A 17759-nucleotide genomic window follows, 5' to 3' on the forward strand; every position below is an offset into this window, starting at 1 on the left:
CTAGCCATACTTGCGCAGTTTTCTGCAGCATAGAAAATAGGCCAATGAAAAATACAGTCTAATAATTAATATTATATATGGGTAACGAAAAAGTCCTTTGTTTTCTTATTTAGAGAAAATAAAGGACTTTATTATGTGTGCAGTTAGTGGTTAGTCATCTACTCGATTGAGCTTAACCAGAGGGTTAATATTTTCTATATCCATTGGTCGGTGGCCATTTCATTTTACCAAGTGATGAGGGTGTATAGTAAGCTGATGCATATGATCGACTTCTTTTCGGTTTGGTTGAAGACTTATAGTTGATATAAGGGTATAAAATCCGCTTAGCCTGTGAAAGTGACATTTTCGATTGGGGATTTCGGTAGTTTTTATCCAGGGAACCGAGATGTTCCAATTCTTTGAAGTCATCCTTTGTTGGAGGAATGTGAAAATAATAATCTGCCACTTTAACAAGCAGTGTGGAATGCTGGTTGCTGTACTTAGGCCTGTCCGAGAAATGAAGGCCTATCTTTTTTGCACGTTTTTCTCTTAGCAGCTTATTGATCGCTTCTTTTTTGATGAAATATAAATGTTGGGGCTCTGGGGCAGTTTTCGCATGGCGGTTAACACTGAAAATTGCCTGAGCTATCTCTTGTAGATCACTATCTGTATTCATAAATTCACTCCTTTAGCATACCTCTAGTATATCTATCGTACCTTAAAGATCCGGTTTAGGCAATGGGGGTAGGATGGATAGATTTTTTATAGTCTTTCGTGTCTCACCATTAGAAGTCCGTAGGCATACAGTCCGTAAATCCCAGGTTCTGTTCAACTAATATTCAGTGGGGAGGTAAGGATACCCTCACTGAATGAGTTTCAACTTATGAAAATCAAAAAAGCATTCGTAGTGAATGCTTTTGGTAGGTGATCTTAATCATTTAGCTTTTTGATATCATTTATTATTGATTCCATACTTTCGGATTGCACTCCGTCGTAGAACTTAATAACTTCTCCTTCTGGATTGATCAGGAAAAATCTAGTTCCATGCGTTACTTGATCCGTGCCTTCTGGGGCTTCGGCAAGTAAACTCTTAAACGATTTGATGGAAATTTCCTTTATCATTTCAAAATCATAACCCGTTAGAAATGTCCAATTACTGAAGTCTGCATCATAGCTTTCCCCATACTCGCGCAGTACTTCCGGTGTATCATAATCAGGGTCGACACTAAAAGATATAAGTTGGATATCGTCATATCCTTCTTCAGCTAAACGGTCCTGGAGTATTTTCATGTTGGCGGTCATTGGTAAGCATACTGTCGTACAGTTTGTGAAAATCATATCTGCAATCCAATATTCACCCTCTAAATCCTCAAGGCTCAGCGTTTCGTTATCTTGGGTGGTGAATTCGAAGTCGAGCATATCTTGACTCATATTCGTTTCGATTGCTTCACCACAGCCCGCAAGGAAAAGGGAGAGTGCCAAGATAAATAACAAGCGCTTCATGTAAGCAATCTTCCTTTCTAAGTATAATGCTTAGATTTAGTATAGCATGCTTTTCTTTTGATTTTAGCTGATCCCAATGATTTTCCTGTGAAACCTTTATGACAAATTCGCTTGAAGTGTATATTCATGGATTTCAGGTTTGCAAAATAAACGGTAGGGGACACGGGTAGTCCCAATGCCTGCATTTACAAATAATTGCAACCGATTGTCAATTAAATACTTACCACGTACATATTTTTCCGCGTAAAGAGGGGTGTAGAGGTGTCCGATGATAGGTAAGCGCACTTGACCGCCGTGGCTATGCCCTGAAAGTTGTACATCTACCGGATATTTTACGGCTTCATCTGCAAAATCTGGTTCATGGGCAAGCAAGACTGTAAATAACTCTGGGTTTGCTTGCTGTAATGCAGCATCCAAATCGGGCTTGCCTAGCATTAGATCATCAATTCCTGCAAGGATGAACGTATCCTGTTCCGAACTAATTTCTACATGGCTGTTTTGTAATAAGGTAAAATTAGCTGCTTCCATGATGTCGAGAATCGTTTCCGTACCGTAACCGCCATGATCATGATTCCCATAAATCCAATATTTTCCTAAGGGGGCGTTCAAACTGCCAAGTACTTCAATAATCGGTTCGTGTTCTTGGGCTTGTAAATATTTAGGGTTATCAACTAAATCCCCTGTAAACAAAATAATGTCCGGGTTACGTTTATTAATTTGGTTGGCAAGCTTTTCTAAGTTCTCAATCGAATAATTAAATCCAAGATGGGTATCAGAGAATTGAATGATTTTCTTTTTATGGAAGGTGGTTGGAATGTTATCCGATATAATGTTTTCTTTTTGGATATGTAGACTTGCTGGTTCAATTTCCCGACTGTAAAAAAATGTTCCCCCGCTTAAGCCGATTAAAGTCATTGTGAATCCTGCCGCTCGCTTTAAAAATGCTCGTCGATTCATCTGGGTCAAACCTTTCTATATAAAAACTTTCCGTTCTATTTAAATAGTTATACTTTCCTATTATAGCATGTAAGCGAAGGCTCCGTACAGGAAGAAATGTAAAGGGATAAAGCGGAATTTGGATAAGTAATGTAACTGTACTTAGTTTTAAAGGTTCCGAGTAAAAGTGTTATAATCTAAATTATCTGTTAAATTGTTGACATAATTCTTCTAAAACGATATACTTTAATAAGATGAAGTTTTTTAAATGCAGTCTTCATTATCCTTGTCATAACCTGCTCGCATTCCCTCGCATTACACCAACCAAACGTCTTCAATTTATCTTTTGAGTGTTTGAATTTCGTAAAATAACTTGTTATCTGATACAATAAAAGAGGAGCATCTTTGTATTAGAGTTAGTCCATATGACAATTAACTAATGATCATGAGAGAAATGTTAGCGCGACCATGTATTTAAACTTGTAGTTACACAAGGACAAGACGTAATAATTAACCCGCACAAAATATGGATATATAGTTTGAGAAGGGGGTAATTTTTTTGAGTACCATGCAAGAAAGGGAATTACAAAATATTCTTGTAGAAGAACTAATGATTTCATCTGAGAAGGTTGCTCATGTCCAACTAAACAATCCACTAGAACATGCTTTACTTGTGCTTGTGAAATCTGGTTATGCCGCAGTGCCTGTACTTGATTCGTCTTATAAATTAGTAGGTATAGTTGGCAAAACCGTGATTCTAAACGAAATTCTTGGGTTGGAACGATTCGAAATTGAAAACTTGTCAGAAATGCGCGTAGAAGAAGTAATGAACAGCGATATACCATGTTTGACAAGGAAGAATAATTTAGTGGATGGCTTGAATGCATTAATCAATCATGCCTTTATCTGTATAGTTGACGAAGATGGCTACTTCGACGGGATCTTAACGCGTCGAGCCATATTAAAGGAATTGAAGAAAGATATTTATATGAAACATTATAAAAAATAATCTCTAACGAATAAATATCCCCATAATATTTGGGGTTTTTTTATTGGTAAAACTTCATGTATTCATAGATTAAGAAAGCGGGACAAAACCCCATGTCCCGAAAAAAATTATTAAAATCAAGAATTTGTTATAGCTATTTATTTCGGTTTCCGATATATTTATATATACTGACAATTTTGAAGGGGGAGCACAATTGAATACATTTAAACGGTTGAAAGAATTCTATTGGCCATATAAGCACTATTTTCTTTGGTCGTTATTCTTTCTAATTATTCTAACGTGTATCACGGTTGTTTATCCGATCATTCTGCAAATAACAATCGATGAAGTCGTACTCCAGGATCGTTATGGACTCATTCTTTATATTTCGCTTATCTTCTTCGGCCTCATGATTATTAAAGGGATTTCCACTTTTTCCTTTCAATATTTAAGTGAATTATTTGGGATGACATCCGTATATCATCTTAGAAACGCTTTATATGGAAAATTGCAAGTATTATCCTTTAAGTATTACGATAATTCAAAAACCGGAGACATTATGTCAAGATTGACTGCGGACGTAGAAGGTTTTCGCTTTTTCCTATCCGCTGGATTTGCAGAATTAATTCGTATTGTCGTTCTGATTGGTGTCAGTTTAACGATCATGTTTTATTATTCCATTCCACTTGCGATCGTTACGATGCTTGCTATGCCTTTTTTGGGTATCATTGTTTTTCAATTTGACAAACAAGTGCACCCTGCTTTTAGAAAAGTAAGGAAATCCTTTGGAAGGTTAAATACGCGAGTGCAAGAGAATATCAGTGGAATGAACACGGTTAAATCATTATCACGAGAAGATTTTGAGATTGACAGATTTTCATCCAGTAATGATGATTACCGAAAGCGGTACTTGTTCACCTCTAAATTATGGTCGAAATACTTTCCGTTAATGGAGTTTATTGGTAATGTAGCGGTTGTTTCGTTACTGGGATATGGCGGATATCTCGTCATTAATGATCAAATGGCGCTTGGTGAACTTGTTGCATTCTTTAGTTTAGTCTGGTATATCCTCGGTCCGATTATGAACCTCGGGTTTGTTGTTAATATGTTTTCTCAAGCGAAAGCATCGGGAGAACGTTTGATCGAGATTCTTGACCAGGAAGAAGAGATTCAGGAAAAAGAAAATGCAATTAGGCAACCGATAAAAGGGCATGTCACGTTCAAAGATGTATCCCTTCAATATGTCGAAGAAGATGATGTAGCTTTAAAGCATATTGATTTTGATGCACCTCCCGGGAAAGTCATTGGACTGATTGGCGCAACTGGTTCAGGGAAAACGAGTATTACACAACTTATTACAAGATTTTATGAAGCGGATATGGGAGAAGTCCTTGTTGATGGTCAATTGGTTTCCGATTATGAATTGAAATCATTACGAAGTCAGATTGGCTTCGTATTACAGGAACCTTTCTTATTTTCAACATCCATCCGTGAAAATATCGCATACGGAAGACCTGATATAAGTGAAGAACAAGTGATAGATGCGGCCAAACGTGCCCAGGCCCATGATTTTATTATGCAATTGCCAAAAGGATACGATACATTACTCGGCGAAAGAGGGATGGGACTGTCGGGTGGCCAAAAGCAGCGGATTGCCATTGCTCGTGCGCTCTGTATTAATCCAAGTATCCTGATTTTGGATGATGCGACATCTGCGGTTGATATGGAGACAGAGTTTAAAATCCAAGCTGCTTTAAAAGAGGTAATGAAGGAGAGGACGTCCTTTATTATTGCTCATCGAATTTCCTCCATTAAGCATGCTGATGAAATTTTAGTACTGGAAGAAGGGGAAATAAAAGAACGCGGAACACATAATCAATTACTTGCAGAGCATGGAATATATCGCAGAATTTACAATATTCAATATCAAGACCGGGAAGAGATTATGGAAATTGTGAACTGAAAGGAGGGGGATTCGATTGGAAACTTCCAAGAAAGATAAGAAAAATCATTTAACTCGTTTTCATTATACGGTAGAACAAGTTATTGAAAAACCGTTTAACTGGAAACAAATGCTACGACTCTTAACCTATTTGAAACCTTATGCCAAAAGTTATTTGCCGGCCGCAATTATTGCAATGCTTGTATCAACCTTCGTCCGTTTGGCAGTACCGATTTTAGTCGGGAAGGTTGCGATTGATATTGCCATCTTAAACAAAGATACGACACTATTGACGTGGCTCGTTGTCATCATAGGCTGCTTGTATTTATTAAGTTATCTGGCAAACGTGTTGCGGATAAAATGGGTGAACCAGCTGGGGCAAAATGTCATCTATGATTTGCGCCATCACTTATTTTCCCATGTACAGCGGCTATCCCATGGTTTTTTCGATCATCGTTCGGCGGGATCGATTCTTGTTCGGATTTTAAATGATATTAATTCGTTACAGGAACTTTTTACAAACGGAATCATCAATTTATTAATGGATTCAATTACTTTAATCGGCATTATGGTTATTCTCTTTGTTCTAAGTCCAAAATTAGCCATTGCTGTATTAATCGTCTTACCGATTATGTTTTATATATCTACGAAGTTAAGACGAAATATCCGCCGTTCATGGCAGAAAGTACGGATTAATCAATCGCGAATGAACTCCCATTTAAACGAAGCGATTCAGGGGATGCGAATTACCCAGTCATTCTCACAGGAAAGAGAAAATGCCGAGTTTTTCGATGGAGTGAATAAGGGATTCTTTCACAGCTTTAGAGACGCAGCGAAAAAGAGTGCATTATTCCGCCCGTTTGTCGATATGAGTGATGCAGTTGGAACAATTATTCTTATTGCTTTTGGTTCCTATTTAATTTTGTTGGGAGAAGCAAATGGTGGAATCGCAATTGGTACCTTCGTATCATTTGCTTATTTTACCGGAATGTTTTGGGAGCCGATTTCAAGATTAGGTCAAATGTATAATCAACTCTTGATGGCAATGGCTTCCTCGGAGCGGATTTTTGAATTTCTTGATGAGCGACCTAATGTAAAGGAGAAAGAGAATGCGTATATCTTTCAGAATATGAAAGGGCATATTCAATTTGAACGCGTCCAGTTTTCTTATAATCAGGACCGGATTGCCCTGCATGAAATATCCCTAAATATTGAAGCAGGAGAAACGGTTGCATTAGTTGGCCATACAGGAAGTGGTAAATCGACAATTGCCAATTTAATTAGCCGATTTTACGATCCGACGGAAGGTGCAGTGAAAATAGATGGGAAAGATCTTCGGGATGTTGAACTTGCAAGTCTACGGAAACAAATTAGTGTTGTATTACAAGATACGTTTATATTCTCGGGCACTATTATGGAGAATATTCGCTTCGGAAGACCGGATGCAACCGATAAAGAGGTAATAGAAGCAGCAAAAGTTGTCGGGGCAGACGATTTTATTAAACGGTTGTCTAATGGATATGCTACGGAAGTGGAGGAGCGAGGGAATATTCTCTCGGCTGGTGAACGGCAATTACTTTCCTTCGCAAGAGCACTGCTTGCTAATCCGCGTATTATAATTTTGGATGAGGCAACAGCTAGTATTGATACAGAGTCAGAAATGAAGATTCAACAAGCTTTAAAGCTGCTGTTAAAAGGTAGAACATCGATTATCATTGCCCACCGGCTCTCAACGATCCGGGAAGCTGACAAGATATTCGTCCTTGAAAACGGTAAAATCCTCGAAAGCGGCAATCATCAGACACTTATCGCCAAGCGAGGAAAATATTATGAATTAGTCAAATCCCAATTCACCATGCTCGATGCGCTATAAAATTGGAAGTTTACTAAGTTTTTTTCCAGCTCCGCAGCCGCAATCGGAAAGCGAGAGATATCAGGCTTGCGGGGCAGGCCTTAGTAGAGAGGGAGTTTTTCTCTTTAATATTACATGTATTTGTTAATTTTGTGCAATATTTAGGTAAAGGTTATAATAGAGCTACAAAGATGTTACTAGTTTTGGAGGGATTGTAATGAGTAAGGATTATGCGGTGATTGGTTTGGGGAGGTTCGGTGGCAGTATTTGCCGAGAATTAAGCAAAGAAGGAAAACAAGTGCTTGCTATTGATATTGACGAAGCAAAGGTTAATGAATTTAAAAACATTGCCTCCCACGCCGTCATACTCGACTCTACCGACGAAGAATCATTAAAAGAAATTGGAATTCATAATTTTGAACACGTCATTGTTGCAATCGGAGATAGTCTCCAAGCTAGCATTCTAACAACAGTCATCTTGACAGACTTGCATGTGGAACGCATCACCGTAAAAGCGCAAAATGACTATCATGAAAAGATATTGCGAAAACTTGGTGTTGATCGGGTTATCCATCCGGAGCGGGATATGGGGAGGAGGATTGCACAAAATATCATTTCAAATAATATTCTCGATTTTCTAGATTTATCCGATGACCACAGCATTGTCGAGGTGAAAACAGGGAAGAAAATGATCGGAAAATCATTAATTGATCTCGATATCCGAGCAAACTTTGGTTGTAATGTAATGGCGATAAAAAGCGGCGAGACAATCGACGTCTCACCAAGTCCTGAATATGTGTTTAAGCCTGATGATATATTGCTTGTCATCGGTAGCGATGACGATATTCACCGTTTTGAAAAACAGCTTATTATTGATGAACAATAAAAAACATTAGCAGGCAAATAGATGTCTGCTAATGTTTTTAATTTATACTTCCATAATAATCGGTAAGACCATCGGACGGCGTTTTGTCCGTTCATATAAGAATGGTGCAATTGTGTCTGTAATTTCATTTTTAATTTCAGACCATTGGCTTGTTTTTCGTTCCATTACTTTATTTAAATGTTTCGTGACAAGCTCTTGTGCTTCTTTGATAAGATCTTCTGATTCCCGCATATAGACGAAACCGCGAGAAATAATATCCGGACCAGCTGCGAGCTGGAACTGTTTCATATTAATGCTTACGACAACAATCACAAGACCTTCTTCTGAAAGGATGCGTCGGTCTCTTAGAACAATATTACCGATATCGCCAATCCCGCTTCCGTCGATATAAATCGTACCTGAAGGAATTTTACCAGCTACATCAGCAGTATCTTTGCTTAAGGCAAGCACATCACCATTGTCGAGGGTGAAACAGTTATCTGGATCTATTTCACAATCAACTGCAAGCTTGATGTGTTCTTTCATCATTCGGTATTCACCATGAATCGGCATGAAGAACTTCGGTTTCATCAAGCGAAGCATCAGTTTTTGTTCGTCCTGCGCCCCGTGACCAGAAGTGTGTACATTGCTTAATTTACCATGGATAACCTCAGCACCTGCACGATAAAGTTTATTGATGATTCGGCCGACACTAATTGTATTTCCAGGGATTGGAGATGATGAAAATACAACCGTGTCGCCAGGTATTAATTGAACTTGCTTATGTGTGCCATTAGCAATTCTTGAAAGGGCCGCCATTGCTTCACCTTGAGAACCTGTGCAAAGTATCGCTACTTCATCAGCAGGAAGACGATTGATTTGGTTACTATCCACAAATGTATCTTTAGGTGCCTGGATGTATCCAAGTTCCAGTCCTAGATTGATCGCATTCTCCATACTGCGTCCAAATACTGCGACTTTTCGACCGTATTTTACTGCCGAATCGATCACTTGGCTCAAGCGGTAGATGTTGGATGCGAATGTGGCGAAAATTAGTCTGCCATCAACCCGACTGAATATATCGTCGATGCTTTCACCAACAACCTTCTCAGACAACGTGAAGCCAGGGACCTCACTGTTTGTGCTGTCCGACAATAAGCAAAGTACGCCTTCTTTGCCAATCTCAGCCATTTTTGTCAAATCAGCATGCTCTCCAACTGGGGTGAAGTCGAATTTAAAGTCCCCAGTATGCACAATGTTTCCTGGAGGTGTTTTAACAACAACTCCATAGGAATCCGGAATACTATGGGTTGTCCGGAAAAAACTAACGGAAGTCTTACGGAATTTAATAACATCATCTTCATTAATAGGATTTAACTTAGCATTCCTTAATAAACCATGTTCTTCTAGTTTCGATCTGATTAATCCAATTGCAAGTTTTCCAGCATAAATAGGCACATTGATTTCACGCAATAGATAAGGGATCCCTCCGATATGGTCCTCATGTCCGTGGGTGATGAATAATCCTTTAATTTTATCTTGGTTTTGTACTAAATACGTATAGTCCGGGATGACGTAATCAATTCCGAGAAGCTCGTCCTCGGGGAATTTGATTCCAGCATCGATGATAATGATTTCATCCTGGAATTGAACAGCATACGTATTTTTACCTATTTCACCGAGTCCTCCTAAAGCGAAGACTGCAGTTTGATCATTTTTTACAAACTTCATATTCAGATTTTCTCCACTTTAAAATCATCGGATTGTTTTTCATACTCTAGATGTGCCTCATCTAATTCTTGGATATATTCCACATTGTATTTTCGATCTCTTAATTTTTCACGTACTTCTCTTACAGAATCTGCTTCAATATAGAGACTTTGCGTTCGTTCTCGAACTGGAGCTTCATCTTCAAGTTCTTGATATAAAACTTTATATATCATATTATCTCTCCTGACATTTTAATATTTAGCGTTGCAAATAAAACATACTAAGCGCATGCTCTGGTACCCATGCGCCCAGCATGTATTCGATGTTATTAAAGTTCCTGCAAGTTTCCGTAGCATGCATGAATTCTAGTTGATTGGTGAATAGTAATCATTCTATTTATAAGGTGTAGGCACACGTTCTTTTTGACCTATAAAATCTTTCAAACGTTTCTTGAGCTTTTCTTTAAGGCGCTTTAACATGTTTACACACGTCTCCTTTCAGATATTAAGAAAAGCAGCAAAAACATTTTACCGATCCAATCCTCTTATCTACATTATAGTACGAATCAATGAAATTTGAAATGATTAAGGAAAAAAATATTATTTAGAGGTACATTTTCCCTTTTTAATAGGTGGAAAAACTTACCTCAAAATGGTGGACGATGAACGGGTACCCCATCTACCTAAAGATGCTATGCTGCTTTCGTTTGAGTAATCCTATTTTTTGCCATTCATCGGAATTTATACTTTATATTATGCGAGTCTGTCCAGGGAGGTACATTCTTGGGGAGGGGAAGGTGCCGGGCACCTTCCGATTATTCAACTGGTTTTGAATTTTCCGGGATATAGAACGGGTTTTCCTGATTGATATGATCGTAAAACATGATACCATTTAAGTGATCGATCTCGTGCTGAAAGACAATAGCGAGATAACCTTTTAACCGTATTTTGATTGGATTATTGTCCATGTCGAATGCTTTGACCGTGATGCGTGCATATCGCGGAACGTACCCTTCTACTTCCCGGTCTACGGATAAGCAACCTTCTCCTGTTGGTAGAAATGCTTTTTCAACGGAATGAGAAACAATTTTTGGATTAACAAGCGCATATTCATGAACTGTGCCTTTCTCATCTACGTAATAGACGGCAAACATCCGTTTTTCAATTCCGAGTTGTGGTGCAGCTAAACCTACACCTGCGCGTAATTTATATTTTTCAGCCATTTCGTCGTCTTGACTGTTTTTAAGAAATGTTACCATATCTTCTAAAAGCTGCTTTTCATCTTCGGTTAATGGCAATTCTACTGCTTCAGCAACTTTCGTTAACGAAGGGTGACCTTCTCGTACAATATCCTTCATTGTAATCATATCTATTTCTCCTTACTTTAATTGGATTAATTTGTTTCCTTACTTTATCTTAATCATATCTGAAATACTCAACTTTCGCATCTATAAAAAACTAACGTGGTCAAAGAAATATAGACCAGCTCAACAAAAAATTCAATTCAATGAACTACCGCTCGTTTTCATTCAGCGTAAGTGTAACCTTCTCCTAGAGGTCCGCAGTCCAGACACCTCTCGCACCTGCTGAGCGGCTGGTGAGCCTCCTCGGGCTACCGCCCTGCGGGGTCTCACCTATGCCTTTCCTCCTGCAGGAGTCTCGAGGTGTCTGGACTGCTCCGAGGAAAGGCGTGATTTGGATTACTGTTTAATATTCCAAAAGTACAATCCTTATCATAACGGAATAATTTCTTTTTAAAATAATCCTTTAGACCAGTTCAGTTGCCCGGCGGACGGTGACTCCTACGGGAAAAGCACGAGTCCAGACCTGAGCAGGAAGCGGTTTTCTTCCGAGGCAGACTAAGTTCGCCACGTCCTGTGGCAACGTCTGACATTAACGTCCTGTGCGTCGAGGCTTCGGCCGTGCCTTAGGATGCGCATCCGTCCGCCGGGCAACTGAACGGTAATTAGAACGCCAATAAAATGAATGCTCAAAATACTTACGCTGAATGAAAGGATTAACACAAAAGTATATCCGTTATTTTTCTGTAGGGGGGATGATTCTAATCGATAATTGTCTATCGGTTCGGGCTGAATTTATGATATACTCTAAAAACATACTTATGAATTAGATGTTTAGGAGGTTACAGAACATGTTGTGGAAGAAAAGGATTCTTATATTTGGATTATTGCTCATCATCTTATCGGCATGCAGCAGTGAAAGTACAGAAGAGAAGATACATACACACTTAGAGGAAACTGTCCTGCTGGAACAAGAGTTCGAGGCTCAACAAAGTGAGATTACCGAACTTGAAAAGCAAGAACAAGAAATTTATGCTAAAGTGATTGATCTAGGAATGGATGACTTCGAGGAAATTACGCAGCTCTCCCAAGATGCTATTACAATAATAGAAGAGCGCGGTGAAAAGATTGACACTGAACGCGAAAGTATAAACGGAGCAAAAGAGGAGTTCCAATCGATTGAAGCACTTCTTGAAGACCTTGAAGAAGGAGATGCTCAAACGAAGGGTGAGGAAATGTATCAGACAATGATAGAACGTTACGATACATATGATGAGCTTTATGAAGCGTATAAAGAGTCACTCAACTTGGAAACGGAATTATATACATTGCTTCAGGAAGAAGAAGTGGAACAAGATGAATTAAATGAACAGATTGAAAAAATAAATGAAAAATATGAACAAATATTAACTGCGAACGATGCTTTTAATGAATTGACAGTCGAGTATAACAACTTGAAACAAGATTTTTATGAAGCAGCTAATATGGAAGTTACATTTGAAGAAGAATAAGATGATAAAACCTTATGTAGGCGGAACAGGATGCATAAGGTTTATTTTTTTGCCCATTTTATCTATATAGATTAAAATAGTCCTGTATTAGTCGTTTTTGCAAAACTGTAATGGAACAGCAATGTAAAGAAACATTGGGTTATAACATGGTTTGTTGATTAGGCTTACCTCGATAAGGGTAGAGTGAAGTTAAAGTGTTTGACCTATTGAGGAATTTAAGCTAATATTTAATAGTACACGATTTGTACTAGTTTTTTTGCGGAAATCTATATAACAGTTCCTTGGTGAGGATATTCACCATTAGTTATTGCGCGTGAATGCAATGGAAGTGTTTGCTTCCGATGACAATATTTTATTAATAAAGGAGAGGTGACTACCTTGAAACATGTATTAAAAGATGTTGAGAGTAAGTTCGAAATGTTCCAGATTTTAAACGAAGATGGAGAAGTTGTTAATGAAAAGGCCATGCCTAAGTTATCTGATGATGAGCTAAAAGAGTTGATGCGCCGGATGGTTTACACACGAATTCTTGATCAACGTTCAATCGCACTTAACCGTCAAGGACGTTTAGGTTTCTATGCACCGACAGCGGGTCAGGAAGCTTCACAGTTAGCGAGTCATTTTGCGCTAGAGAAAGAAGACTTCATTTTACCGGGATATCGTGATGTGCCACAGCTTATTTGGCATGGTTTACCGCTGTATCAGGCATTTTTATTCTCGAAAGGTCATTTCCATGGAAACCAATACGAGGATGGCTTGAATGCATTAGCTCCGCAAATTATTATCGGTGCACAGTACGTACAAGCTGCTGGTGTTGCACTTGGTATGAAATTACGTGGATCGAAAAATGTGGCGATTACTTATACTGGTGACGGTGGAACATCTCAAGGCGACTTCTATGAAGGTATCAACATGGCGGGTGCTTACCAAGCTCCGGCAATCTTTGTTGTTCAAAACAACCGCTTTGCAATCTCTGTACCGGTAGAAAAGCAAACGGCCGCGAAAACATTAGCACAGAAAGCTGTGGCTGCTGGTATCGAAGGAATTCAAGTGGATGGAATGGACGTGCTTGCAGTTTATGCAGCAACTAAAGATGCGCGCGACCGTGCTGTTAAAGGTGAAGGTCCAACATTGATTGAGACATTGACATACCGTTTCGGTCCACACACGATGTCAGGTGATGATCCAACTCGTTATCGTTCCGAAGACTTGGATAAAGAGTGGGAGAAGAAAGATCCACTTGTGCGTTTCCGTAAGTTCTTAGAAGGAAAGAAACTATGGAGCGAAGAAGACGAGAATAAAGTAATTGAAGAAGCAAGAGAAGATATCAAACAGGCGATTAAGAAAGCAGACCAATATCCGAAACAGAAAGTAACGGATTTAATTAATAATATGTATGAAGAGCTCCCACACAACTTACAGGAGCAGTTAGAATTTTATGAAGAAAAGGAGTCGAAATAAATCATGGCGCAAATGACAATGATTCAAGCAATTACAGACGCAATGCGTAACGAATTGAAGAATGATGAAAACGTACTTGTGTTCGGTGAAGACGTTGGACAAAACGGTGGAGTTTTCCGTGCGACAGAAGGATTGCAGGCAGAGTTTGGTGAAGAACGTGTATTTGATACTCCGCTTGCTGAGTCTGGTATCGGAGGACTTGCGATCGGTCTTACAACTCAAGGTTTTCGTCCAGTTCCGGAAATTCAATTTTTCGGCTTCTTATTTGAAGTAATGGACTCTATCAGTGGACAAATGGCTAGAATGCGTTACCGCTCTGGTGGTACGTACCAAGCTCCAATTACAGTTCGTGCACCATTTGGTGGAGGGGTTCACACACCTGAACTTCACGCAGACTCATTAGAAGGACTCGTTGCACAACAGCCAGGACTTAAAGTTGTCATTCCTTCCACTCCATATGAAGCGAAAGGATTACTCATTTCTGCAATCCGTGATAATGATCCGGTAATTTTCCTTGAACATATGAAACTTTATCGTTCATTCCGTGAAGAAGTACCGGAAGAAGAGTACACCGTTCCACTTGGGAAAGCAGCAGTGAAACGCGAAGGTAAAGATGTTACATTAGTTGCCTACGGTGCAATGGTACACGCAGCGCTAAAAGCGGCTGATGAGCTTGCGGAAGATGGTATTGAAGCGGAAGTAATTGACTTACGTACGGTATCACCAATCGATTACGATACAATTCTTGCATCTGTTGAGAAGACAAACCGTGTCGTAGTTATCCAAGAAGCACAACGTCAAGCTGGAGTTGCAGCAAATGTGGTTGCGGAAATCCAAGAAAGAGCAATTCTGCACTTAGAAGCACCAGTATTACGTTTAACTGCTCCGGATACAGTATACCCGTTCTCAGAAGCGGAAGAAGTTTGGCTACCAAACCACAAAGATATTATAGAAAAAGTCAACCAAGTAATAAACTTCTAAAATCATCATAGGAGGTAGAGAAAATGGCATTTGAATTTAAATTTCCGGACATCGGTGAAGGAATCACAGAAGGCGAAATAGTAAAATGGTTCGTTAATGAAGGCGATGAGATTAGTGAAGACGATGTCCTTTGTGAAGTACAAAATGATAAAGCAGTTGTAGAAATTCCAGCACCAGTAGATGGTACAGTTAAGAAAATCTACATTCAAGAAGGTGAAGTTGCGACAGTAGGAAATACTTTTGTTTCGTTTGATGCAGAGGGTTATGAGTCTGATGATAGTACGGAAGAAGCACCTGCACAAACAGAGGAAGCAAAAGAAGAAGCGAAAACGGACAGTGCAAAACCAGCTCAAGCGAAAAGCGCAGATTCAGACAGTGATGCAGTAGTCATCGCCATGCCTTCTGTAAGAAAATATGCACGTGAACAAGGCGTTAATATCAAAGAAGTTTCTGGAACAGGCAAGAATGGCCGTATTTTAAAAGAAGATATCGATGCGTTCGTAAGCGGAGATGCACAGCCAGCTGAAACTGTTACAGCAGAAACTGCCGAAGATACAAAAGCTGCTTCTAGTGCACAGCAGGTTGCCGTTCCTGAAGGTGATTTCCCAGAAACACGCGAGAAAATGTCGAATATCCGTAAAGCTATTGCGAATGCAATGGTTAACTCGAAAACAAAAGCGCCTCATGTTACGTTAATGGACGAAATCGATGTAACAGAGCTTGTTGCACACCGTAAGAAATTTAAAGAAGTTGCAGCGGAGCAAGGTGTGAAACTAACATATCTTCCTTATGTTGTAAAAGCTTTAATTTCTGCATCGAAAAAATATCCTATCCTTAACTCTATTATCGATGATGCGACTGATGAGATTGTACAGAAACATTACTATAATATCGGTATTGCAGCTGACACGGATAGAGGATTGCTCGTTCCGGTTGTTAAGAATGCAGATAGAAAATCCATCTTTGAAATCTCGGCAGAAATCAACTCCTTGGCAGAAAAAGCTAGGGATGGTAAACTGAAACCTGAAGAGATGAGAGGAGCTTCGAACACAATTTCAAATATTGGTTCAGCTGGTGGACAATGGTTCACTCCAGTTCTAAACTACCCTGAAGCGGTTATTTTAGGAATTGGTAGAATTGCTGACAAGCCAATTGTACGTAACGGAGAAGTTGTTGTTGCTCCAGTACTTACATTATCTCTAAGCTTTGATCATCGTATCGTTGATGGTGCAACTGCACAACTTGCACTGAACCAAATTAAACGTGTACTAAATGATCCACAACTAATCATGATGGAGGCGTAAGAAGATGGTAGTAGGAGATTTTCCAGTAGAAGTAGACACACTTGTCGTTGGCGCTGGACCTGGGGGATATGTTGCTGCAATCCGTGCCGCTCAACTTGGACAGAAGGTAACAATTGTCGACAAAGGAGCGCTAGGCGGAGTTTGCTTAAACGTTGGATGTATTCCATCTAAGGCACTCATCACTGCTGGACAGAAGGCAGCTGAAGCACAAGGTATTGAAGAACTTGGTATTAAAGTAGAAAAAGTTTCTGTTGACTTTTCCAAAGTGCAAGAATGGAAAGATTCTGTCGTAAACAAACTTACGAGCGGTGTTGAAGGATTACTTAAAGGCAATAAAGTAGATATTGTAAGTGGTGAAGCATACTTTGTAGACAAAAACACTGCAAAGGTTATGGATGAAAAGAATTCACAAACGTATAAATTCAATAATTGCATCATTGCAACAGGATCTACACCAATTGAAATCCCAAGCTTCAAATTCTCTGATCGTGTACTTGATTCTACAGGTGCACTAAGCTTAAAAGAAATTCCTAAGAAGCTTGTTGTAATCGGTGGAGGTTATGTTGGAACGGAGCTGGGAACTGCCTTTGCTAACTTCGGTACTGAAGTTACGTTCCTTGAAGGTGCAAAAGATATCCTTGGCGGGTTTGAAAAACAAATGACACAAGTTGTGAAAAAACGTCTTAAGAAAAAAGGTGTTACCATTGTTACAGAAGCGGTGGCAAAAGGCGTTGAAGAAACAAAAGACGGTGTGAAAGTTACCTATGAAGCAAAAGGTAAAGAAGAAATTCTTGAAGCGGACTACGTACTTGTTACAGTCGGCCGTAAGCCAAATACGGAAGAAATCGGCTTAGAGCAAGTTGGTATCGAACTTGATGAGAGAGGTCGTGTTAAAACAGATAAGCAGTGTCGTACATCTGTAGATAACATTTATGCGATTGGCGACATCACTGCAGGTCCGCCACTTGCCCATAAAGCTTCTTATGAAGGTAAAATTGCAGCAGAAGTAATCAGTGGCGAGAAGTCTGAAATTGACTATATCGGTGTTCCTGCAGTAGCCTTTACGGAGCCGGAACTAGCAACTGTTGGATTATCTGAACAAGAAGCGAAAGATAAAGGCTTTAACGTAAAAGTCGGTAAATTCCCATTCGCAGCGAATGGACGTGCATTGGCCCTAAACGAAGCAGACGGTTTCTTGAAACTGATCACTCGTAAAGAAGACGGTCTTGTCCTCGGTGGTCAAATTGCTGGACCGAACGCAAGTGACATGATTTCTGAAATCGGCCTTGCAGTTGAATCTGGCATGACAGCCGAAGATATCGCATTAACCATCCATGCGCACCCGACACTAGGTGAAATTACGATGGAAGCTGCAGAAGTAGGACTTGGAAAACCAGTCCACATGCTATAAAAACAGAGAAAAATGG

Annotated in this window: 15 protein-coding genes; 9 read left to right on the forward strand and 6 right to left on the reverse strand. The window is 39.4% G+C overall.

The genetic code is table 11. The features are described 5' to 3' along the window. Positions 1-184 precede the first annotated feature (184 nt). From SPD53_RS12000 to SPD53_RS12010, 3 genes are all read right to left on the reverse strand, one after another. Positions 185-655 (reverse strand): YkyB family protein, encoded by a 471-nt coding sequence (locus tag SPD53_RS12000; protein WP_156856317.1) that lies wholly within the window; start codon positions 653-655, stop codon positions 185-187. 254 nt (positions 656-909) lie between these two features. Then, positions 910-1482, reverse strand: a complete 573-nt coding sequence (locus SPD53_RS12005) for an SCO family protein (RefSeq protein ID WP_156856316.1) — start codon at positions 1480-1482, stop codon at positions 910-912. Positions 1483-1578: 96 nt separating this feature from the next. Further along, the gene (locus SPD53_RS12010) at positions 1579-2439 is read right to left on the reverse strand and encodes a metallophosphoesterase (RefSeq protein ID WP_156856315.1); all 861 of its coding nucleotides are present in this window, start codon (positions 2437-2439) and stop codon (positions 1579-1581) included. Positions 2440-2977: 538 nt separating this feature from the next. Between SPD53_RS12010 and cbpB the strand changes: the two genes are divergently transcribed. From cbpB to SPD53_RS12030, 4 genes are all read left to right on the forward strand, one after another. After that, the gene (gene cbpB / locus SPD53_RS12015; protein ID WP_156856314.1) at positions 2978-3427 is read left to right on the forward strand and encodes a cyclic-di-AMP-binding protein CbpB; all 450 of its coding nucleotides are present in this window, start codon (positions 2978-2980) and stop codon (positions 3425-3427) included. A gap of 193 nt (positions 3428-3620) precedes the next feature. Beyond that, positions 3621-5369: an ABC transporter ATP-binding protein gene (locus SPD53_RS12020; RefSeq protein WP_336252711.1), complete on the forward strand. Its 1749-nt coding sequence runs from the start codon at positions 3621-3623 to the stop codon at positions 5367-5369. A gap of 109 nt (positions 5370-5478) precedes the next feature. Further along, positions 5479-7221, forward strand: a complete 1743-nt coding sequence (locus tag SPD53_RS12025; RefSeq protein ID WP_336252716.1) for an ABC transporter ATP-binding protein — start codon at positions 5479-5481, stop codon at positions 7219-7221. A 196-nt stretch (positions 7222-7417) separates the two neighbouring features. After that, positions 7418-8086, forward strand: coding sequence for a potassium channel family protein (locus SPD53_RS12030; RefSeq protein WP_336252712.1), 669 nt, complete (start codon positions 7418-7420; stop codon positions 8084-8086). A 42-nt stretch (positions 8087-8128) separates the two neighbouring features. Here the strand turns inward: SPD53_RS12030 and rnjA are convergent, their stop codons facing one another. The 3 genes from rnjA to def all read right to left on the reverse strand — a co-directional run bounded on the left by rnjA (position 8129) and on the right by def (position 11141). Beyond that, positions 8129-9796: a ribonuclease J1 gene (rnjA, locus tag SPD53_RS12035; RefSeq protein WP_156856310.1), complete on the reverse strand. Its 1668-nt coding sequence runs from the start codon at positions 9794-9796 to the stop codon at positions 8129-8131. Positions 9797-9798: 2 nt separating this feature from the next. Further along, positions 9799-10008 (reverse strand): DNA-dependent RNA polymerase subunit epsilon, encoded by a 210-nt coding sequence (locus SPD53_RS12040; RefSeq protein WP_156856309.1) that lies wholly within the window; start codon positions 10006-10008, stop codon positions 9799-9801. Positions 10009-10589: 581 nt separating this feature from the next. Then, positions 10590-11141 (reverse strand): peptide deformylase, encoded by a 552-nt coding sequence (def, locus tag SPD53_RS12045; protein WP_336252713.1) that lies wholly within the window; start codon positions 11139-11141, stop codon positions 10590-10592. Positions 11142-11926: 785 nt separating this feature from the next. Between def and SPD53_RS12050 the strand changes: the two genes are divergently transcribed. From SPD53_RS12050 to lpdA, 5 genes are all read left to right on the forward strand, one after another. Continuing rightward, positions 11927-12586, forward strand: a complete 660-nt coding sequence (locus SPD53_RS12050; RefSeq protein ID WP_156858003.1) for a YkyA family protein — start codon at positions 11927-11929, stop codon at positions 12584-12586. 417 nt (positions 12587-13003) lie between these two features. After that, complete coding sequence (pdhA, locus tag SPD53_RS12055; protein ID WP_336252717.1) at positions 13004-14047, forward strand: pyruvate dehydrogenase (acetyl-transferring) E1 component subunit alpha; 1044 nt, start codon at positions 13004-13006, stop codon at positions 14045-14047. A 3-nt stretch (positions 14048-14050) separates the two neighbouring features. After that, positions 14051-15028 (forward strand): alpha-ketoacid dehydrogenase subunit beta, encoded by a 978-nt coding sequence (locus tag SPD53_RS12060; RefSeq protein ID WP_156858001.1) that lies wholly within the window; start codon positions 14051-14053, stop codon positions 15026-15028. A 23-nt stretch (positions 15029-15051) separates the two neighbouring features. After that, positions 15052-16332, forward strand: a complete 1281-nt coding sequence (locus tag SPD53_RS12065) for a dihydrolipoamide acetyltransferase family protein (RefSeq protein ID WP_336252714.1) — start codon at positions 15052-15054, stop codon at positions 16330-16332. Positions 16333-16336: 4 nt separating this feature from the next. Continuing rightward, the gene (gene lpdA / locus SPD53_RS12070) at positions 16337-17743 is read left to right on the forward strand and encodes a dihydrolipoyl dehydrogenase (protein WP_336252715.1); all 1407 of its coding nucleotides are present in this window, start codon (positions 16337-16339) and stop codon (positions 17741-17743) included. Positions 17744-17759: the final 16 nt, after the last annotated feature.

This window comes from Oceanobacillus sp. MO10714A (assembly GCF_037072045.1).
Taxonomy (GTDB): Bacteria; Bacillota; Bacilli; order Bacillales; family Amphibacillaceae; genus Oceanobacillus; species Oceanobacillus indicireducens.